Source organism: Microcoleus sp. MON2_D5 (genome assembly GCF_036701905.1).
GTDB lineage: Bacteria > Cyanobacteriota > Cyanobacteriia > Cyanobacteriales > Microcoleaceae > Microcoleus.
The window spans coordinates 37,796-59,623 of the sequence record NZ_JAUBRM010000009.1; the positions used below are offsets into that span (position 1 = coordinate 37,796).

General features: G+C 47.1%; 15 protein-coding genes. 5 read left to right on the forward strand and 10 right to left on the reverse strand.

Annotated elements, in window-relative coordinates:
* Window positions 1–153: 153 nt before the first annotated feature.
* Window positions 154–1,617, reverse strand: a complete 1,464-nt coding sequence (locus tag QUA47_RS05190; protein WP_333406552.1) for an ATPase domain-containing protein — start codon at window positions 1,615–1,617, stop codon at window positions 154–156.
* A gap of 97 nt (window positions 1,618–1,714) precedes the next feature.
* Between QUA47_RS05190 and QUA47_RS05195 the strand changes: the two genes are divergently transcribed.
* On the forward strand, window positions 1,715–3,130 hold the full coding sequence (locus QUA47_RS05195; RefSeq protein WP_333429947.1) for an FAD-binding oxidoreductase: 1,416 nt from the start codon (window positions 1,715–1,717) through the stop codon (window positions 3,128–3,130).
* Between the two features lie 180 nt (window positions 3,131–3,310).
* Here the strand turns inward: QUA47_RS05195 and QUA47_RS05200 are convergent, their stop codons facing one another.
* Window positions 3,311–3,472 (reverse strand): hypothetical protein, encoded by a 162-nt coding sequence (locus QUA47_RS05200; protein ID WP_333429948.1) that lies wholly within the window; start codon window positions 3,470–3,472, stop codon window positions 3,311–3,313.
* A gap of 2 nt (window positions 3,473–3,474) precedes the next feature.
* Between QUA47_RS05200 and QUA47_RS05205 the strand changes: the two genes are divergently transcribed.
* Window positions 3,475–4,884, forward strand: a complete 1,410-nt coding sequence (locus QUA47_RS05205; protein WP_333429949.1) for a heterodisulfide reductase-related iron-sulfur binding cluster — start codon at window positions 3,475–3,477, stop codon at window positions 4,882–4,884.
* Window positions 4,885–5,099: 215 nt separating this feature from the next.
* Window positions 5,100–5,795, forward strand: a complete 696-nt coding sequence (locus QUA47_RS05210; RefSeq protein ID WP_333429950.1) for a Uma2 family endonuclease — start codon at window positions 5,100–5,102, stop codon at window positions 5,793–5,795.
* 182 nt (window positions 5,796–5,977) lie between these two features.
* Here QUA47_RS05210 and QUA47_RS05215 read toward each other — a convergent pair whose 3' ends face one another.
* A complete protein-coding gene (locus tag QUA47_RS05215; protein ID WP_333429998.1) occupies window positions 5,978–8,221 on the reverse strand; it encodes a beta-propeller domain-containing protein in 2,244 nt (747 codons plus the stop codon).
* A 693-nt stretch (window positions 8,222–8,914) separates the two neighbouring features.
* Here QUA47_RS05215 and QUA47_RS05220 point away from each other — a divergent pair.
* A complete protein-coding gene (locus QUA47_RS05220; RefSeq protein WP_333285941.1) occupies window positions 8,915–9,430 on the forward strand; it encodes a phycobiliprotein lyase in 516 nt (171 codons plus the stop codon).
* A 25-nt stretch (window positions 9,431–9,455) separates the two neighbouring features.
* On the opposite strand, the gene QUA47_RS05225 is transcribed toward QUA47_RS05220, so the two are convergent.
* From QUA47_RS05225 to QUA47_RS05240, 4 genes are all read right to left on the reverse strand, one after another.
* Window positions 9,456–10,127: a hypothetical protein gene (locus tag QUA47_RS05225; RefSeq protein ID WP_333429951.1), complete on the reverse strand. Its 672-nt coding sequence runs from the start codon at window positions 10,125–10,127 to the stop codon at window positions 9,456–9,458.
* Window positions 10,128–10,329: 202 nt separating this feature from the next.
* Window positions 10,330–12,849 carry a DUF3769 domain-containing protein gene (locus QUA47_RS05230; protein WP_333429952.1) on the reverse strand — a complete coding sequence of 840 codons (2,520 nt, stop codon included), beginning with the start codon at window positions 12,847–12,849 and terminating at the stop codon, window positions 10,330–10,332.
* Window positions 12,850–13,143: 294 nt separating this feature from the next.
* Window positions 13,144–13,260, reverse strand: coding sequence for a photosystem II reaction center protein I (locus QUA47_RS05235; protein ID WP_039887172.1), 117 nt, complete (start codon window positions 13,258–13,260; stop codon window positions 13,144–13,146).
* 78 nt (window positions 13,261–13,338) lie between these two features.
* On the reverse strand, window positions 13,339–15,312 hold the full coding sequence (locus QUA47_RS05240) for a hypothetical protein (RefSeq protein WP_333429953.1): 1,974 nt from the start codon (window positions 15,310–15,312) through the stop codon (window positions 13,339–13,341).
* A gap of 311 nt (window positions 15,313–15,623) precedes the next feature.
* Here QUA47_RS05240 and QUA47_RS05245 point away from each other — a divergent pair, with 311 nt between their 5' ends.
* Window positions 15,624–19,199, forward strand: coding sequence for an alpha-mannosidase (locus tag QUA47_RS05245; protein ID WP_333429954.1), 3,576 nt, complete (start codon window positions 15,624–15,626; stop codon window positions 19,197–19,199).
* 189 nt (window positions 19,200–19,388) lie between these two features.
* Here the strand turns inward: QUA47_RS05245 and QUA47_RS05250 are convergent, their stop codons facing one another.
* From QUA47_RS05250 to QUA47_RS05260, 3 genes are all read right to left on the reverse strand, one after another.
* Entirely contained in the window at window positions 19,389–20,579 is a 1,191-nt protein-coding gene (locus tag QUA47_RS05250; RefSeq protein WP_333429955.1) for an anion transporter, read from the reverse strand.
* Window positions 20,580–20,759: 180 nt separating this feature from the next.
* Window positions 20,760–21,347, reverse strand: coding sequence for a cytochrome b (locus QUA47_RS05255; protein ID WP_333429956.1), 588 nt, complete (start codon window positions 21,345–21,347; stop codon window positions 20,760–20,762).
* 147 nt (window positions 21,348–21,494) lie between these two features.
* Window positions 21,495–21,689: a hypothetical protein gene (locus QUA47_RS05260; RefSeq protein WP_333429957.1), complete on the reverse strand. Its 195-nt coding sequence runs from the start codon at window positions 21,687–21,689 to the stop codon at window positions 21,495–21,497.
* Window positions 21,690–21,828 lie beyond the last annotated feature (139 nt).

The window sequence follows — 21,828 nt, forward strand, 5'->3', positions numbered from 1 at the left end:
ACCAATATATTTAAGTTTTCCAGAACTTAGGCTAGTGGTGAGGTGCGCGGTGCGCGCACTAAAGCTAGTGGTGAGGTGCGCCCCTACTAATTAGTAGATTTACGACTTCAAAATTAGCTGCAATTGCCCCAAAACAGCAGGACAAATCCCGATTCAATCTTCATCTGCTCCCCCGTCAATCCACACCGGCGCCGAACTCAAAATGCCGCGCAGCCCCCCTATCGGTTTGCTGACTTTGATGCCGTAGCGAGTAATCTGGAGTTCTCGCAGAGTTCTCTCAAAATTGCTGACTCGTTTTTTAATTACTCCGATCGCCTTGCGGATTTCTGTCCTATTATCCAGTTGGCGTTCCATATAGCGTATAAACAGAAGATTATCCGCCAAATAGCTAATCCCGATCTCGGTCAGCCGAAAATCTCCGCTAATGGCTTCTATCTCATTAATCAAGATAACGGTGACTCCCATATTCTTCAGATACTTGCACAAAGCGTGCAAATTGTTCACCAAATCTTGCCCCTGCATCGAAAGCTGATAGCCAGAAATACTGTCAAGCATCACAATCCGCGTCTTTTCCTGCTCCACCTCCTGGCGTACCATACAGGCAAACTGATCCGGCGAGTACAGCAAAGGTTCCACAGGTATCACGGAAAGACTTCCTTGCCCCACCATCGCCCCAACCGGGATGTTAACTGATTCGCAGCGGCGCAGCAGAGTAGAACTTGACTCCTCAAAAATGTAAACTACCGATCGCTCCCCCCTTCCTGCGGCTTCCTTCATAAACTGAATCCCCACCGTCGTTTTACCAACGCCGCTAGGCCCGCTAATCACCGTGACAGTCCCCCGTTCCAGTCCCCCGTGCAGTAGTTCGTCCATTTCTGGAACCCCAGAAGAAATCGCTTCCGCAACAAAATCCTGTTGATAGTTGTCCGGAAGCAGTCGCGGAAATACCTCCATACCAGCCTGAGTCAGGCGCAGCGAATGGCGGCCGCTGCGGAAGTTGGAGCCTCGCAGCTTGGTGACAGACATGGTGCGTCCTTCAGGGCGCAGTTCCAAGTAAATTACTCCGTCGCTGATGAATTGCAAATCGTCATCGGGAGCACTTGATGTGCCTTCGGAGGTGAACACCACCGTCGCCCCCCCTTCCACCAAAAACCGCAGAAAAGACAAAACTTGCTTGCGAAACTGAAACTCATCCGCAGCTAAGTAGCGAAATTGAGTGATTGCGTCCAAAAACACCCGTTGTGGCTTGACAGCTTGGACTCGCTCAATAATCTTTTGTGTAGTCGGTTCTCGCTCAACCTCCGAGGGCGAGAAAATGTCATAAGTCTGAACTTCTGTAAAGAATTCTGACGATGGGCTCAAATCCAGGAACGCCATCGCTTCAATATCAAAACCGAGACTTGCCGCATTGGCCCGCAATTGCGCTTCGGGTTCTCCTAAAGTAATAAACAGGGGCGTTTCTCCCACAGCCACACCTGCTGCCAAAAAGTGAAAGCCCAGTGTCGTCTTGCCGGTACCCGGGCCGCCGCGCACCAGATAAGAGCGTTGAGAAATTAGGCCGCCGCCAATCACTTCGTTGAGACCGGTAATTCCCAGAGAAATTCGGTTTTGAGACATTTGTTTGTTCATGTTTTGAATATCGGGCCCGTATTAATATTTAATGGTTTTAGGCACTGTTTTGATAATTTTTTTTACCGGGCGTCTGATAACCTTCATGAAATCTTTTTCTACCGAAAATTACGTAAGCACACAAGAATTAGAAAGTATTGTTGGGACTGCTGGCATCTGTCGCTGGCAAGATACAAACCCATTTTGGCAAGAACGGGTAGAAAAAGCAGTTGCCCCCGACACGAAAATAGATGGTACCGTTTACCCGAATACTCAGGAAGAACTGGCGGCTGTCATTGCTTGGGCACAGCAAAATCGCTGTGCAGTCTTGCCTTGTGGTAGCGGCAGCAAACTTGATTGGGGCGGTTTAGTAAAATTAGACTCCGATCCCCCCCAGCCCCCCTTAACAAGGGGGGAGCAAGATGTTGTCAAAGTGGGTCTTTTTAAGGGGGATTTAGGGGTATCTCCTGATGCAGCGGGGCTTGTGGCTGTCAGCACTTCGCGCCTCAATCGACTTGTACAGCACGCTGTGGGCGATTTAACCGTGACTGCAGAAGCGGGGATGAAGTTTGCGGATTTGCAGCAAATTTTAGCAGCAGCAGGTCAATTTTTGCCGATCGACCCAGCGTATCCGCAACAGGCAACCTTGGGTGGCATTGTCGCTACTGCTGATGCGGGTTCCTTGCGGCATCGCTATCGGGGGATTCGCGATTTGCTGTTGGGAATTACCTTTGTGCGATCGGACGGTAAAATTGCGGTAGCCGGAGGTCGAGTTGTTAAAAATGTCGCCGGCTACGACTTGATGAAACTGTTTACTGGTGCTTACGGCACTTTAGGCGTTATCAGTCAAGTAACTTTCCGAGTTTATCCGCTGCCTGAGTCCTCGGGAACGGTAGTGCTGACAGGGGAAACTAATGCTTTGTCCCAAACGGCTCAAATCTTATTGTCTTCTGCTTTGACTCCGACGGCCGTTGATTTGGTGTCACCTGATTTAGTAGCACAATTAGGTTTAGGAAAGCGCCAAGGATTGATAGTAAGATTTCAAAGTATCGCAGAGAGCGTTAAAGAACAATCAGCCCGCTTGCTGGAAGTTGGCGAAAAGTTGGGTTTGCAAGCAAATATCTGTGGCGGCAATGATGAGCATCAGTTATGGCAAAGATTGCCAGAAACAGTCTGGAATTCTGGCACAAAGTCCGCAATTATTTGCAAAATAGGGATTAGACCGTCGGAAGCTGTAGCGGCAATTAACGAGCTGCCGGTACAGGACGCTTTGATTCATGCAGGCAGCGGTTTAGGAGTTTTGCGGTTTGAGGGTGCGACTGCGGCAACGCTGTTGCAGGTACGCAGGGGGTGCGAAGCGAAAGGCGGTTTCCTGACTGTTTTAGCAGCGCCGACCGACATCAAGCAAGAGTTAGATGTTTGGGGCTATACTGGAAGTGCGATCGATTTAATGCGCCGGATTAAACAGCAGTTTGACCCGGAAAATCTTTTGAGTCCACATCGTTTTATAAGCGATATTTAGTTTAAACTTTATAGTCCGGAGTTCTGTTTTTTTTAATTCCGAGTCTGAATTATTGGTGAACCACATTTGTTTTTTAACGAACCGCGAAGGCGCGAAGACCGCGAAGGAAGAGAAATGAAGAGAAGTTTTTGTTTTTTTGACGGATTTAGGCTTGCTATGAATAGCAACCGCGCCTGACTGTTAGGAAATTCTTTTCTTAATTGCTGAAATATAAGCGGTCGATTGCTTCTGACTTCTCTCATAGATAACTAAATCCTTTTTTCTTCTTCCTTCTTCCTTCTTCCCTCTTCCCTCTTCCTTCTTCCCTCTTCCTTCTTCCTTCTTCCCTCTTCTTTCTGCCATATATGCAAACTTCAGAAAAATCTCACGTTCCCAGCGACGATTTAAGACCTGCCAAAGAAAGCAATTTTCTAGCACAAAATCCCCATTTAGAAACCCTCGAAATCCCAGGTTTTGACGCCAACAATCCGCCCGATCCCAAATTAATAGATACCTGCGTACATTGCGGCTTTTGTTTGTCAACTTGTCCGAGTTATCGCGTACTTGGCAAAGAAATGGATTCGCCTAGAGGCCGCATTTATTTAATGGATGCAATTAACGAAGGCGAGGCACCTTTAAACGAAGCAACCTCACAGCATTTCGATACTTGTTTGGGCTGTTTGGCCTGCGTTACAACTTGCCCTTCTGGAGTTCAATACGACAAATTAATTTCCGCAACTCGCCACCAAGTTGCCAGAAATCAGGAACGCACTTTTTCCGACAATGTAATTCGCACTCTGATTTTTAATCTCTTCCCTTATCCTCACAGATTGCGGCCTTTGCTTGTACCGCTGTTTATTTATCAAAAATTAGGACTGCCAAAACTTGTCCGCAAAACAGGCTTGCTGAAAAAAGTATTTCCCCGCTTGGCGGCGATGGAATCAATTTTGCCGAAAGTTACTGTCGATTCTTTCCGGGATAATTTACCAGAGGTAATTCCGGCACAAGGGGAGAAACGCTATCGAGTCGGGATGATTTTAGGCTGCGTGCAGCGGCTGTTATTTTCGCCAGTTAATGAGGCTACTGTGCGAGTTTTGACGGCTAACGGTTGCGAGGTGGTGGTTCCTAAAAGTCAGGGATGCTGTGCTGCTTTGCCGGAACACCAAGGCCAAGCGGAACAGGCGAAAGCTTTGGCGAGACAAATGATTGATAGCTTTGAAAATACTGGCGTTGATTGTGTGATTATCAACGCTGCTGGCTGCGGTCATACTTTGAAAGAATACGGTCATATTTTAGCAGATGACCCGCAATATCGGGAGAAAGCTGAGAAATTTGCTGCTAATGTTAAGGACGTGCAAGAGTTTTTGGCAAGTGCGGGAATTACCGCGAAACTCAATCCTTTGATTGAGGGAGATTTGACAATTGTTTATCAGGATGCTTGTCATTTGTTGCACGGGCAAAAGATTAGTTTGCAGCCGCGTCAGTTGTTGCAACAAATTCCGGGGGTGAAGTTAAAAGAACCTGTGGATGCGGCTTTGTGCTGCGGGAGTGCGGGGGTTTACAATATGCTTCAGCCGGAAATTGCTGATGAATTAGGAGTGCAAAAGGTGGAGAATTTGCTGAATACTGGGGCGGAGTTGATTGCTTCTTCTAATCCGGGTTGTTCTTTGCAAATTAAGAAGCATTTGGAGTTGCAGGGAAAGGAAGTTACTTTAATGCACCCAATTGAGCTTTTGGATTATTCGATTCGCGGGGTGAAGTTGCTGAGGAAGTAGTTTTCTAGGGCGGGCGGTGTCCGCCCTATTTTCGATGCTGAGTAAGATTTTTTTTAATGAACCGCAGAGGGCGCAGAGGGCGCAGAGGAAGAGAAGAGAGAGAGATAAAAGAGAAAGAGGAATAGGTTATTGTATTGAGAAAGGTCGATCGCACTTTTCACCTTTCCGAAACAGCTTAAATTAAATTAAACAGTCCCTAACCCCGGACAACAGTTATGGTAACTCAACTCAAGTCCCCTCAAAAACCTGATGTAATTTACCCCGACAGCGACGGTCAACCAATGTCTGACAATACTAAACAATTTCGCTGGATACTCATCATCCAACAAAATTTAGCGTGGCTATTTGCCGATGACCCGAATGTATTTGTCGCGGGGGATTTGCTGTGGTATCCCGTCGAAGGAGATAACAAGATTCGCGTCGGCCCGGATGTGATGGTAGTCTTGGGCAGACCGAAAGGAGATAGGGGTTCTTACAAGCAGTGGGAAGAAGAAAATATCGCGCCGCAAGTAGTGTTTGAAATTCTTTCTCCCGGTAACAGGCTAACAGAAATGAATAAAAAACAGGTATTTTACGATCGCCACGGGGTAGAGGAATATTACCTGTACGACCCGGAACGCAACGATTTCAGCGGTTGGATGCGTTCACAGGGGCGTTTCGACGTAATTGATGTGATCGAAAATTGGGTCAGTCCCCGACTGGGAATTCGCTTTGATTTGTCGGGTGAAGAGTTACAAATTTATCGCCCTGACGGCGAACCGTTTGCAAGTTATGAGGAGGTTTCTCGCAGCTTGGAACAAGCGCAACAGCGGGCAGAACAAGCCGAACAGCGTGCAGAACAAGCCGAACAGCGGGCTGCTGTGCTAGCAGAAAGACTGCGATCGATGGGAATTGACCCGGAACAATTGTAAACTATAGCCTTTCTCAGTAACATGAGGTTCTCTCGGATCTAGGGCATAGGGCATAGGGCATAGGGCATAGGGCATACCTCACTTTATTGAGAACTGCTATAGATGGGGGAAAAGAGCGATCGCACTTTTAAATTTTAGCAAAAGTGCGATCGGCATAATAACTAATGACTAATGACTAATGACTATTTCCCCTCTTCTAACCTCAAAAAATGCACCTGTCCCGAAGCTTCCGCCACTACGATTGTCACCCCATCAGGTGCAATAGCGCAAGCTTTCAAAGCACTATCTCCCCTGAAACTAGCAATTACTTTTCGACTTAACAAATCCCAAACTTTGAGAGTATTATCGTCGGAAACAGAAATTGCCTTTGTTCCCATAGTCGCCACAGACGTTACCGCATCCTCATGACCTGCCAATGTAAAAACTTCTTTTCTACTGGACAAATCCCAAACTTTCAAATTGGGTTCCCGCCCGGCCGAAATTGCCAATTTGCCATCCGCCGTCACTGCCACAGTATTCACAAAACTCTCGTGACCTTTGAGAGTGAAAAGTAGATTTTTGACGGCTAAATTCCATAAAATTGCCAAAATATTCTTTTCTTTCCCCAAACTCCAAACTTTCAGAGTTTTGTCGCCGGATGCCGAAATAATCCGCTTGCTGTCGGGAGTAACTGCCACAGCTTTTATCGCGTCCTCATGACCGGAAAAAGTAAAAAGTTCCTCTCCTGTTTCTAAACTCCAAACTTTAATAGTTTTGTCTCCCGAACCAGAAATCGCCATCGTGCCGTCTGCCGTCACTGCCACAGAATTCACCCAGTCTGTATGACCCGTGAAAGTAAAGATTTCCTGTTCGGTTTCTAGATCCCAAACTTTCACAGTTTTGTCGCCGGAACCCGAAACTATTCGCTTGCTATCCGGTGTTATTGCGATCGCTTTTACCCAATCTTTATGACCGGGAATAGTACAAATTTCTTGTCCGTTTTCAAGATTCCAGACTTTAATCCGGTTGTCTCCTGAACCGGAAATCGCTTTCGTACCGTCCGCCGTCACTGCTACAGCATTTACCCAGTCATCGTGACCTGCCAATGATAAATTTTCTTGGCCTATTTCTAAGTGCCAAACTTTGAGAGTTTTGTCTGAGGAACCAGAAACTATCCGCTGGCCGTCGGGGGTAACAGCCACAGCATTCACGGGGGCGATGTGATTGGTAAAAGTGAAAAGTTCTTCTTTTGTTTCCAAATTCCAAACTTTCAGCGTTTTGTCGCCGGAAGCCGAAATTACTCGTTTCCCGTCGGGACTGACTGCCACAGCTTGAACGAAACTGCTGTGTTTTCCTAACCTAAAAAGTTGCTTTCTTTCTGACAAACTCCAGACTTGAACAGTGGCGTCGTAACTGCCTGAAATTATTAGTTCGCCGTCGGGAGTAACTGCTACACTTTTTACCCAGTCTGCATGACCCGTGAGAGTAAAAAGTTCTTTTCCGGTTTCTAGGTTCCAGACTTTCATGCTATTGTCTCCCGACCCGGAAATCAACTGTTTGCTATCAGGAGTTACTGCTACGGACTGGACAAAACTGCTGTGACCTTTGAAGTTAAAAATTATTTCCCTGCTTGTCAAATCCCAAACTTTAATACTGCCATCCCAAGAACCAGAAATTACTCGCTGGCCGTCGGGAGTTACTGCTACTGCTTCTACGGCAAAAGTATCGCCGGCAAAAGTAAATATTTCTTGTCCAGTTTCTAAATCCCAAATTTTAATCGTATTGTCCCAAGAACCGGAAATTACTTTAGTGCCGTCGGGGGTGACAGCTACAGCATTGACGTAGGTAAGATGACCTTTGAGGGTGGAAAGTTCTTCTCCTGTTTCTAAGTGCCAAATTTTGAGAGTGTGGTCGGAGGACGCAGAAATTGCCCGCTTGCCGTCGGGGGTGATTGCTACAGCTTGTACCCAGTCTGTATGTCCGGTGAGGGTACGCAACAATCTCCCGCCGGGAGGAGTAAAGCTGGGCGTTAGCGGTCGCAGCCAGGGGGTTGTTTGGTGTTTGGCCTGTGCTAGCAGTGCTTGAATTTCTGGACTTTCAAAGCGCATCAAGCGGGCCATTAGTTGGGTAGCTAGTTGGGTTTTATCTGTGGCTAGAATGTGGGCAGACAGCCGAATTGCTTCTTGGATTAATTTGAGTTGGTCGGCTTTTGGGTCTGAGATAATAATATTGGGACTTGTTGCTAAATCGTAATCTTCTATTAGCGCCTGTACTCCCGAGGCTGACAGCTTGGCTTTAATAAAATTGTAATCTGTTAGTAAGCTGTATAATTTTTCGTAGTCTGAAGTCGCTGCTAGCTGACTTGGCAGGATTCCCAGGTAGTGCGTCTGTTCTGCGGGCTGCATTTTATCCAGCCCTTGTGTAAACTCGGTCATAAATTTACGGATGTGTTTTTTAAATGTATGCGATCGCTAGCTGCACCCTACCGAAAAGCCGATCGAGAATCTTTTCTCTTGACTTAGCATGACATATTTAAATGCTCTGTGCTATGGGCTTGCTGTCCTCGGTTTGGTGAGGGTTCGATGAATTGCTTATTTTTTAGTCGAAGTCTGCTTTGAGAATTTTCAAGCAGTGCGATTACAATAAATCGCCGCCAATATAATTCAACTCAGCAACGCCCAATTTACCGATCGATCCACAAGAGCTCACATATATCGTCGTTTTTCTTAACATAGCTGGTTTTGGGCGATGATGGTCGATCTATCAACACTGTCAAAGCTAAAAAATTTCAGGTATCGCAATCCTATTTAAAGTGCGAAAAAGACTTTTTATAACGAAATATGATGGCGGATGCTCTAATTTTGTGTCAAGTCGGCCGCATCAGCGAGGCAGATGTCCCCCTGGTTGGGTTTTTTACCTCAACGGCATCTGCAATCTGTTTCGCCCAAAGCTCTCAGAAAGCTTTGCAGGTGCGCCCCCTTCCTCTAAAATATAGAAAAGGACTTGCACTCTTAAACCGGATTTCTAAACAAAATCATTGGTTTGACCGCTAGGTACGTAGGAAGAAACCGGGTTTCTGACTCCATAGCGCGCAAGTCACGATCGCAAATAAAGCAGTATTGACTTTAGAGACAAATTTCATGGATGTTATCGAGTTTTTCGAGTTAAGTGCAGGCAAATGGTTTTCTCAGCGTACCGTACACAATCTCAATTCTGGGGAATTGCAGGCAGGTAAATCCGACCTCAAAATAGAAATACTGACAGCTAGCGATGCAGCAGTCGTCAAACTTTGCCAACAACACTCGATTAACCCGGCTTCAACTGGGCTAACCAGCGTTCGGATTAGTTGGGACGGTATTCCCGATCGCGACAAAGCTAAACAAATCGGTTCTACCATACTAGCGATCGTACCAAATCCCGACAATCCCAGCGAAGGCAAAGTGTTGCAAGACAAGGGTAAGGGCCGCTACGTGATGGGCGACGACGTGCTGACATTGATTACAGAATCAGACACCCTCCATGCCGAAGAAAGGCTGTGGTATCTCATGCCCAACCTGCGGTTGCGGACTAGCGTTGTTAAGCAAGCTAACGGTACTGAACAAGCTTCTTTTTGTTCGGAAATTCGGATGGGAGGAAGTCCCAAAAGTGAAGAGTGACAAATAACTATCTAGTTCTCAAAGTTTACACCCTATTTCTGCTTTCTCCCTTCTTTCTTCTGCCTTCTCGGGCAATCGCTTTTAACTTAGTATGAAAATCAGTGTGTTTGACAACTGGGAATGATTTTGCCACAGGTTTGTCCGGTAATTTGTGCTCAGCTTCGGCTCGATCGGCGAGGGCGGTAACAGCCACATCTTCATATACTACAAATTCTGTATTTTCTTTTGTGCGATCGTCGGCTGCAGGTAATTTTCCTGTTTCCTCTGCCTCTGTGTTTGGGACTTTTTCATGAAGCGCCACATCAAGTTGCGCCTCTGAGGGCCCATGCCAATCTAAATCTGCGGCAGTTACTTCCGATTCCGGGTTCGATAAAAGTATATCTTCCGGTGACAGTTGAGCAGCACTTTCCCCGGTTAAATTTTGAGGAAAATTATTGCATACCAAGCGTTCAAACTCGCGATTGAAATGATAGAGAGGTTGACCTATCCGGTGCCACATACTCAATAGCTGTTCCACAGAAACAGCCTTGTAGCGCCCTTGATAAAGCGCTTCAACCACTGCTAAACGCAGCCAATAGCCGGGATACTTGGTCAGCCATTCACCCGCCAATTTCTCGGCTTTTTTGCCACCTAGGTCAAAACCGTAGTGAACCAGCAGAGCCGCTGCTTGTGCAGATATTGCCGTCACTTCTGTCATTTGTTGTCTGTTGACTGTTGACTGTTGTCTGTTGACTGTTGTCTGTTATCTGTTATCTGTTGACTGTTGACTGTTATCTGTTGACTGTTGTCTTTTGGTTCCAATTATCCAATTACCAATTCCCCATTACCTATTACCTATTATCACTTCCCCATTACCAATTCCCCATGCCCAATCACCAATGCCCTATTAGCCAATTGAATTAATCGGATAAACGCACGCCTCCTTCTACAGTTCGCGCGTCCCCGGAAAAAGGTTGGGGAGTCCCATTCCAGTTGAAGTCGCTAATTCTAAAAGTCAGGCTGCCAACTTGACGCTCAGGATTAAAACGCAAAATGATTGCGTAGCTGCGGCGACTGTATTCTAAAGTGTAATTCGTACTGATTGTTTCCCCGCTTTCTAAATTAATACCACTTTGAAATCCAACTCGAAAGCCTCCGTAAACTTGCTGGACAAGCCCAAAAGACAGGACTCTCAAATCTACTAAGCGATCGAATAAAAACGGCGAGATACCGTCGCGCCCCACCTGGGTATAAGTCACGTTAAACCCAGTGTAATCGAGGAAAGGGCGGGAGAAATGACCGAACTGCCCTTGAATGCCGACGCTGCCAGCGAGCGAATTTTGTCGATCGCCACTGCTGTAATAAGTGCCAACTCCCCGGAGTCCCAATGCCAGTTGCAAGAAAGGAACCACCGGCGTCCGCGTATACCTCAAACCCTGGGTGGGAGTGCGGGGCAGGGGTTCGCCCTCCCACAAGTTGAAGCCGCGGCTCAAGGCGAAGCTAAGTTGGGAACGCCCCAGATCGACGCGGTTGTTTTCCCGCACTGGTTCGAGCAAGTCTGGTCGATCGGTGTCAGCATTGATAAATTGATATCCAGCTTGGTAGCTGAGATTGATGCCAGTGCCTCCGAGTTGGATGACTGGGGAAGTGAGGACTGCCCCGAGGCTGCTCTGCACGGTTTGATAGCCCAGAGAACCGTTAAACAGCCGATCGCGATAACTGTATTCTGCTGCCAGAGAGTGAGTGCCGATCAACTGCCGCAGGCGCAAATTGCCCCGAAAGCTGTCTTCCGGCAAGTTCGGGAAATTTTCAAAACTCAGAAATATTGCCGATCCGTCGAGCCTGGTGCGCGGGCCCAGAGAGGCGCCCAACCTCGCTCTGAGCCCGTAGCTGTCGGGAAAAAACGGATTGCCACCGTGCTCTGCCACAATCCGCTGAAGGTAAATTTGCGGCGTCAGAGTCAGCCGCACCGGCCCGTTTTGCAACACCTCAAAACCGCACTCGGCATACAAACCGCCTCTTTCGCCCCCGTCGTAACCAAAAGTCAAACACGGGCCGCTCTGCTGCCGGCTGTCAAACACTTGTCTGCGGGGATACACGGGTATTTTCACCCGGTTGTCGAACACCAAGCGGGGTTTAGTTGTGACTAATTCCTCTGCCGTGGGCGAAATCCTTCTAATCGTCGCCGTGCGGGCCCTGTATTCAAATTCCGGCGGGGAAAACGGGTCGTTAGTAATCCGAATGTTGGTTGCTACCCTCGCGCCGTCTGGCAGCAGTTCGATGCGTTCTGCTTCAAAGCGGACGCGGTTGACCGCGCCGACCACTTGGGGGGCTGCTAGCTGTCCGCCGCCACCGATAGTCACTGTAGCAGCTCCGGGGGATTTGACGCCGCGCACGGGCTGCTGGCTGGTAATTCGATCGCTCAGCGGCTGTTCGAGAATTGTCCCAGCACTGATATCGGTCGGCAGTGTGGGGGTCAATTCGCTACCTGCTGCAGGCAGGAATATTTCGCCACTTGCTTGTTCGACTGCGCCGCTGTTGAGGCCCAGATTGAACTCCATCCGCTGGCCGCGCACTACTTGTTGACCCCGGGTATAGGCGACATTGCCGGAGGCTACCACTTGGCGCGTGACTAAGTTGACGATCGCTCGATCGGCATCAATCACAGTTTGCCGGAACCGCACAACGACATTACCAACCGCCGTCACAATTTGCTGCTTGTCGTCGAATTCTTGGCTGTCGGCCTTAACTTCAATAGTATCGGCCGGAGTCACCGGAAAAGGCACCGTCCGCTGAGAAGGGGCGGTGCGGACTCCCGGCGGCGCGGCTGGTTTAGGCTTCGGTGTCGGCGCAGCGGGTGTTCTGGGTGCGGGGGCAGTTCCTGGTGTGGGAATGTCGAACTGCTGTTGCCCGCTGGGTGCTGGTTCTGGAACGGGAATCTCTGCAGGTTCGGGAGGGTTATCTTCTAACTGCCGACCTTGGGCCTGATACCAACTTTCCTGCTTTCCGCCAAGATTCCTCTCCTGTTGTTTCTGCGCCTCTGCGGTTCGTTTTCGATTGCGAATGGCAAGGGCATTTTCTACCGAACCCAATTGGTAAGCAGTAAACGAGGAATCTTTCGGAGTTTCCGCACTTTCGGGTTCTCCCACAGGAGGCCGACGCTGAAATCCCACCACTGCCTCGCCGCTTTCCACTGCTGCTAGGGGGTCGGCGATTTCTGGAGGCTGGTCGGTGGCTGGGGTAGTGCCGAGGAGTGTGGCTGCTGGTTCTGCTGGGGCTGGTGTGGGTTCTGGCTCAACAATATCTGGGCTTGGTTCCGGTATTTCTGTGGGGTTGCTGCGGGTGTCTCCATCGGCGGCCGCGACAGTGAGGGCGACTTTTTTTGGCTTTGCGATGTAGATGATGCCAGGAGGTTCTGGCGGCGGTACCGGATAGGGCATAGTTACAACAGGTAAGTCATCCGATTTTAGATTTTAGATTTTAGATTTTATAGGGTGCAAATTATTGAAAATTTTTGCATCTAAAAGGCAACTGTTTAGACATTAATCTGACATCTAAAATTTGCAGTGGCTTTGGCGCGCCGGAATATGGCTGCTTTCAGAACTTGCTTCCGCCACAAGATAACCTCGCTGCTGGTGCGAGGTCAAGTTTTTTTCGACTAATTTTTGCGAGTTTGCGGGCTGGCTGGGCGGCTGCGGTGGCGTACCCCCCAGCCACCGGGCGGGATAACTTGTTTATTCCATGTCTCTGCGGTTGGGGTTCCGGGCCGGGTCATTGGACAAAAATCCAAATATGAACAGGGAAACAAAAAATAAAACAACTACATTAACTACGATTTTGAGGGTTAGCACTGTGGGAGTCTCCAAAGATGGCATAATACTGAGCTGATTTGCTGCTGTTGCAGCAACTTTTTTATCATAAGCTAAAGATTAGTCAATTTTATCTTTGCTTTGGAGGATTTTGGGCAAGTTGATTTTTGCCCAATTCCAGAGTTGCTCGGCGATGTTTTCTAGCCGCAGCATAACTCGATCGAGCCATTCGAGCACTTGTTCTAGGGGGTGCTTAATGTATCCCATCGATTCTGCTTTTGTTTCTAAGTAGTCTCCCTCGGATGGGACGCCTGCACTGGGATTTTTTGGTTCGGCTGCGGCGGGGGTTGCGGCGGTGTATCTGCTAGTTTGCGCGGTGATTGCTGCTGGGGATTGGTTGTTTTGTGCGGTGTTCGGGTTTGTGTTTTTTGGCACTTGGGTTTCCGGCGCGCGCCCTGGGGTTGATTCTGCTGCGAGTGCAGAGCTATTTTTTTGAGTAACTGCTAAATCAGATAAATCAGATGCTGTTTGGGGTTGACTTTTTGAGCTTTTTGTCAGCAAGCTCTGTTTTAGCTGCCCCAGCAGGCTGTGAAGTGCTTCGGGGTAAGGGGATATTGAGACTGCGGTCAATCGACCTTCTGCCAATTCTCCTAATTCTGCTATTTTATCCTTGACTTTGGCGCTGCTTTGTGCTGCTGCATGGGGTTCGGAACTTCCGTCGGTTAAATGCTGCGGTGCTGCTTCCCCGAATAAGTCTTGCCAGTTCAGCCACGGTCGATCGACCTCTGGGCTTTTTTGCGTGTTTTCTTGTTCTTGTCGCTGTTTCAAATAATACTGAATTGCGACGGACTTCTCCGTATTATCGCTGGCAGCCGTTTCTTTGCCCAAAAGGTGGTCTACCGACGACCAAATGACTTGTTCGATGTTTCGAGCGTATTTTTCGAGGATGTCGCGCGCGGAAAAATCTAAATTGGTTTCGGTGCCGGATGTGTCAATTTTTACTCCGAGGTTTTCTGTGGGTGCGGCGATTGTTTTTACCGATGGCGGTAGGGTAAATTCTTCCAGGTTGACGGCGGCGCGATCGAGTAATGTAACAAAGGAGAGAGGATTAGAGGGTCGAGGCTCGAACTTGCTGTTAAAATTAGTTTCTAGTTGTGGGGTATTGTGGTCGATCGAATTCGATGCCGCAATTGACTGCTGTGCGGTTTTTGCTTCGATCTGGGCGCGGGCTTTTTGGACTAGGATTGAATTGCGGTCGATCGATTTTTTAACTGCGAGGATGGATTCTCCAAACTGATTTCTTTTGAGGGCAACCGGGCTCGTCTGAAGCCAGGCCATCAATTCCCAAAAACGACGCACCGGCGGCAACTGCGCTTTTTTGGCCGCCGACTCCAAACCGAGATTAAATTTTAATTCTTTTTGGGTAATTTCCCGCCGTTCGGGCCCGCAGTTTGCTACTTCCCAAGTTATGCGACCTTCCAGCAGTTCCTGCTGTTCGGGTGTCAAAATATCTAAAATCTGATTTTCTTTTCCGACCAATACTAAAGTGCGGGCTGGGATAAAACTGGCAATTCCCTCAACTTTCGGTTGCGGTTTTAATCCAGTTTTAGCAAGCGGGAGTTCTAAGACGGAAGTGGTTTGATGCTTTGTGATTTGTCCGCTAAAATTGATTGCCGGATGTAAATTGTTAGCAGTATTTCCCTGATTAATTAACAGCGGGAAGGTGGCTAAAGTTTTCGCGGTTTGCGACGAGTTTAGTAAATTTTCGGCGAGGTGCAAAATTTCGGCTATCGAACTTTCGTCGGAAGTTTCCCCCTGATACCAATTTTGTTGCCCATCGGGATTTTCGTCGCCGCCAAATTCTTGCAGTTCCGGTAAATCTACTTTTTGACTTGATTCCCGCAACTGTCGGCCTAGCAGTCGGGAACTTTGCACCAGCAAATAAGCTGGATAAAGCAGGATTTGGGTGGCGGTGAGAGTTGCTTCTTTAATTTGACGCCAAGTTCGATCGCAATTGTCAGCGACTTGGCGGGACTGTTTCGATATAAAATTTAATAGTCGGCTTTGGTATGGGCCGTAGTAACCGTTGGACATAATTTTTATTCTTGAATTCAGATTTTTGATTCGCGCCGGAATTGCTGAATATTGCTGTAAAATCAAAGCGATATCTTAATCGAAGCTTCAAACCCTCTGAAACCTTTATTTCTTCGCGTCCTTCGCGTCTTCGCGGTTCGATATAAGATATTGCACCAATGTCAATAAGCCTTTTACTGGCGGGCAGGATGCCCACCCCACAAGAAAATTCACTCTTTGTGGAACAGGCATCTTGCCTGTTCTTGAGAATAGTGCAAGATGTGAGTTCAATCCGATTTTTGATTAATACACAATTCCTATTTTAGCGAAATATGAGCGCTTCTGTGTCACCTGCTAGCAACAATATTTCTGCCACTGTCGAGAAGTTGCGCCGCCTCAGTCAAGTGGAGGTTCAGTCTGGTTGGAGGTACTGCGATTCTGACTCGGCTGTCTCTTCGGTAAATATTTGTAACAGCCCTGTTGCTGAACTTAACGGCAAAGGACATATTGCTTGGCCGTCTGGGAAGCAAGTTTTGTATTTGGGCCAGCAATTTGTAATTCCTGACAATTTGCACGGCTATCCTGTGGCTGGTTTGCGGTTGCTGCTGGGCTTGACTTGGTGGGCAGAAGATGCTCAAATTTTTGTGAACGGCGAGTTAGTCGGACAGGGAGATTTATTTGATTTTGCCGATCGAGTTTTGTTGAGTTCGTCGGCCAATCCCGGAGATGAATTTTTAGTTATTTTGCGGTTGGTAAGTCCGGGTCACGATAACGGTGCTTTAGTGCGATCGATTTGTTTGTACGAAGCTGCTGACTCTTCTTGTATCGATCCGGGTTTTGTGGCTGCCGAATTAGAGATTTTGCAAAATTCGCTAACTCGAAATTTAGAAAATGTAAATTCCCAATACCTCTCCACTGAAACACTAGCAAATCGCCCCATGTTTGTCAAGGGGGAAACGCTGAAATCTGAGATTGATTTGGCGATGGATTTGATTGATTGGTCGGTCGTGGGCGATCGCGGAAAGTTCGATCGATCGCTGTCTGTTTTGCGGCACAATTTACTGGGATATATACGGGCTTTTTCTGGGGATTTAGATGAGGGAACCGCAGAGGGCGCAGAGGGCGCAGAGGGAGGAAGAAAAGATGAGGTTTTTGAGGTTAGAGAGAATAGCAATTCTACATCTATATATATAGGAGAAAGCGGCGAGCTGGCATCTATATATACAGGTAAAATCTATTTGGTGGGTCACGCTCATTTAGACTTAGCTTGGCTGTGGCCTGTCCCGGAAACTTGGCAAGCGGCAAAGCGAACTTTTGAGTCGGTATTGAAATTACAATCGGAGTTTCCCGATTTGATTTTCTGCCATTCAACTCCGGCCCTTTATGCTTGGATGGAAGAACATCGGCCGGACTTATTCGCTGCGATTAAAAAACAGGTGGCGGCGAATTGTTGGGAAGTTGTCGGCGGGATGTGGGTAGAACCGGATTTAAACTTGATTTCCGCTGAATCAATGGTGCGGCAAGTTTTTTACGGACAGCGTTATGCAAAAGAAAAATTTGGGGAATTGATGCGGGTAGCTTGGCTACCGGATACTTTCGGTTTTGGGTGGCAATTACCTCAGATTTTGCGGCAAGGTGGAGTTGATTATTTTGTGACGCAAAAGTTGCGTTGGAACGATACAACGGAATTTCCCCACGGTGCATTTTGGTGGGAAGGGTTGGACGGTACTAAAATATTTAGCATGATGTCTGCTCCAATTGGTGAAAGCATAGAATCTGTAAAAATGGCAAGTTATGCTTTTGACTGGCAAGTTAAGACTGGTTTGCAAGATGCTCTTTGGTTGCCTGGGGTGGGCGACCACGGCGGTGGCCCGACTCGTGATATGTTGGAGGTGGCGAAACGCTGGAAAATGTCGCCTTTTTTCCCGAAGTTGGAGTTTGCGAAAGCGGTTGATTATTTGTCTTTGATTGAGAGTCAGTTTTTGCCGGAAGTTGCGGCAACTAAGTCCGAAAGCTATGTTCCAGAATCGGACAACCAGGAGAATTTACAGGCGCTAGAATTTTCAAACTTGTCGGCAATCAAGGATGCAAATCCTCCCATCTCACAACTCAAAACTATTCCCCCCACTCTCCCTGTTTGGAAAGACGAACTTTATTTAGAATTCCACCGAGGCTGCTACACGACTCGCGCCGACCAAAAACGCCAAAACCGCCGCTGCGAAGAATTGCTCTACCAAGCAGAGTTGCTGTCTTCGCTGGCAACGATTTGTACTGGTGCGGTTTATCCGAAATCCGAATTAGAATCTGCTTGGAAACAAATTTTGTTTAACCAGTTTCACGATATTTTGCCCGGTTCTGCGATCGCCCAAGTTTATGCGGATGCTAATTTAGCCTTTGCCGAGGTCGATCGCACTTGTCGCGAAATCCTGCTAAAATCTTTGGATGCAATCTCGGCTCAAATTTCTCTGCCGAATCCCCCGCAGCCCGACGCTCAACCGATTTTGATTTTCAATACTCTCAATTGGTCGCGCTCTGAGGTTGTCGCTGTACCGCTTCCCGATTCCGCTGACTCAGCTTGGCAAATTTACGATTTTTCCCGACGGCGATTGGCTTCACAGATTCTCAGGGGCGATCGACCGCAATCGCAATCTACACTGTTATTCTGGGCAAATAATCTCCCTGCCGTTGGCTACCAGGTGTTTTGGCTGTGTCGCGAAGACGCTCAAGCTGTGGATAATGCGTCCGCGAGTCCAGAAACTGAAAAAAAGACAGAGTTATCAAAACTTACATACGGTATAGCACAAAAAAACACAGTTAGTCAAGAAACGCCTTTTGTAGCCGCAGAAATGGTATTAGAAAATGAATTTATTCGGGCAACAGTAGACGGACAAACCGGGGATTTATCCAGCGTTTGGGATAAAGTAAATAACCGAGAAGTCCTGAATGCAGCAGGCGGCAATCAACTGCAAGCATTTCAAGACAGCGGCCAATATTGGGATGCTTGGAACATAGACCCAAATTATGAACAACATCAACTACCCGCGCCGATACTGAAAGATATTTCCTGGATAGCACAGGGAGAAATACGGCAGAGTTTGCGCGTAGTCCGACAAATTGGCAAATCGGAGTTTTGCCAAGATTATATAGTAGAAATAGGTTCGCCCCTGCTGAAAATCAAGACAGTTGCAGATTGGCAAGAAAAGCACGTTTTAGTAAAAGCAGCCTTTGGCTTAAATGTAGAAGCAGATTTTGCAACTTGCGAAATTCCCGGTGGTGCGATCGCACGCACAACTAAACCGCAAACACCAGCCGAAAAAGCCAAATGGGAAGTGCCGATTTTGCGCTGGACTGATATCAGCAATGACGGTTTTGGAGTCAGTTTGCTCAATGATTGCAAATACGGTTGCGACCTTCAACCGAATCAAATTCGGCTGACTTTGCTTCGGGGTTCGACTTGGCCGGATGAACAAGCAGATGTAGGAGTTTCCGAATTTACTTGTGCAGTGTATCCCCATGCTGGAAATTGGCAAGAGGCCGGCACAGTTCGGCGCGGCTATGAGTTGAATTTGCCGCTGCTAGTAAAGGTGTTGCCACAGTTGGGAGAAAATCGAAACAAGAGTTTACCCGCAGTTGGTAAATTCTTGGATTTGTCGGCGGACAATTTAGTTTTGATGGCGTTTAAACAGTCGGAAGACGATTCTAATGTGTGGATTTTGCGCTGTTGCGAATCCGAGGGTAAAGAGGCTGTGCTAGAATTGAATAGTGATTGGGGATTAGAAATTGTAGGGCCAGTAGATTTGTTAGAACGACCGGGCAATTTGTCGGAAAAGTTGTCGGAAGGAGGAGGATTTAAGATAGAGCCTTGGAAAATCGGGAGTTTTACAATTGTGTCGAAAACAGATACCTAAAGACTTTATACCGCAATAGGCGATCGGCTATAAACCTACCTTTTTACCTCTCATTTATTCTCTTCTCATCTCCCCTCTGCGCCCTCTGCGCCCTCTGCGGTTCATGAAAAACAAATCCAGTTCGCACAGGTAAAAGCCCGAGGCTAAAATTTAATTGTATGACCGTGATACTGCAATGATTATAGCCTTTTAGTACAGCCAAAAATAAGCGATTGCCAAAGTAACGAAAGTCAGCGGCAGCCCGAACCGCAAATGTTCTTTAAAAGTCAGCCGATCGCCTGATTTCCGTGCAGCAACTTCAGCTACAATCAAATTAGCCACAGAACCCAACAAAGTTAAATTCCCCGCCAGAGTAGAACCCGCCGCCAACAACAGCCAAGCTTGTGTATCTGTTTTGACAATCACCGATTGCAGAACTAACACCGCGGGTACGTTAGAAATTAAGTTAGAAAGAATTACCGTTACTCCCAACAAACTCAGTGGCGTATTAGTCAAAGTAGTTAAATTGTCCAACAAACCCAGTTGTTGAGTTGCTTTAGTCACCACAAACAATCCCGCAAACATTACTAGCAAATTCCAGTCCACGCCTTGCAAAATGCGATCGGACTTGACGCGCCTAGTAATTAACAATATACTGGCAGCTATCCAGGCAGATTCTGCTAAAGGTGCTCCCGCCAAAAAAGCTACTAAAAGTCCTGCTGTCACCCACAAACTTTTTGCTAGTAAAGGCTTGAACAATCGATACCTGACTTGAGTAACCTGCGGCAAAGATTTGCAAGAACGCACTTCTGGATAAAGCAAGTATAGCCAAGCTACTTGAACCAGCAAACAAATTAAAGCTACTGGTGTCAGAGACCGGGCAAATTCCACATAACTAATTCCCGAAAAAGAACCGACGAGAATATTTTGCGGGTTGCCACTCACAGTCGCCACTGAACCTAAATTAGTACCTCCGGCTAAAGCTAAAAGATAAGGGATAGGATTGAGAGACAAAGAGCGAGTCAGACTCAGCGTTAAAGGGGCCAGCAAAATAGCAGTAGTGTCATTGAGAAAAAATGCCGATAAAATGCCGCTGCCAAAAGTAACTGCCACCATAATGCCGAAAGGAGAACGAGTAAAGCGAGTTAAAAACTCCAAAGCGAGTTGAAAAAAACCCGATGCTCCCAAAGCCGAATTAACGACCATCATTCCCAGCAAAAAAACGATCGTATTTGGGTCGATCGCCTCCCAAGCAGTTTTGAGGTTAAGTATTCCCAAAGCCACCGCAAAACCTGACCCGACAATTGCAACCGCCGCCCGGTTCATCCGCAGCCCCGGCAAATATCCCAAACCGAATCCCAAGTAGGTCAGTCCCAATACTAGGTATTTGAGTGTTATCATATATACTTAAAATCCTTGATTGCCGCTTTTTTCCATTGTCTGGGATGCTAAAAGTACAGACCGGGTAATTGCAGCTAAACCTGCTGGCATTGCAACTAGCGCTAAATATCGCCGTGGAAAATAGCCAGTTTTGCAGTAAATTTATCAATACCAATTGAGATATAGTACCTCATCGCAAATTTATCCAACCTTTTGGGACTTTGCGAACTTAGTGCGAACAAAATTTGCCAACCGGCGCCAATTAGCCCTCACAACTTTCTTCTGATCTATAATATGCAAAATTACGAACGCTAAAAACGTGTACCCAAGCCAAAAATGCAAACTCCTTCCCAGATCAACCATTGCGGAATTCTGCGGAAACATATCCGGCAAAACAATTCCGAAAAATTTCACATTGTTACTTTTGTAAGAGTTAGAAAGCAAGAAACCAGCAACCGGAACTAGCCACATAAAAACGTACAAAGTTGCGTGCAGAGCAAAATTTTTGTACCATTCCTTTGTAAACTTTGGCAGGCGTTTAGTATATTTTTTCCACCATACCCGCAGCAGAGTTAAAATCCGCCAAGTCAGTAAAGCCATTGTCAGCACTCCTACGGATTTGTGAAAATCGTAAAGGGGGCCTCGAATAAACAATTCTCCTGGCAATCGAGCCATAGAAGTACCGGTAATAAACACCACTAAATAGCAAGCTGACATAGCCCAGTGTAGAGACATCAGTTGTTTGAACGCAGAATTAAGTCTGGGTTTCGCAGCGGGTTGGGTACTCACTCTTCCTTACCTCCTTAGCGTTTGCTGGACAAGATTAAGTATAAACTCTAGGACTAAAGCCCGTGAGCGATTGGGCATTATAAGATTTACTTAACTTAATTATTGCAAATATTTATTAAGCTGTCAAATTAACTGTATTCACGATCGTCATTCCCAACACAAAACGCTGGTATTGGGGTCGATCGCCTCCCAAGCAGTTTTCAGGCCGAGTATTCCCAAACCCACCGCAAAAGCTGACCCGATAATTGCAGCCGCCGCCCGGTTCATCCGCCGCCCCGGCAAATATCCCAAACCGAATCCGAAGTAGGTCAGTTCCAATACTAGGTATTTGAGTGTTATCATATATACTTAAAACCATTGATTATCGATTTTTTTTATTGTCTAGGATGCTAAAAGTACAGACTGGGTAATTGCAGCTAAACCTGCTGGCATTGCAACTAGCGGGAAATATCGTCTGCAGACCGTGTACCAACTAGAAACA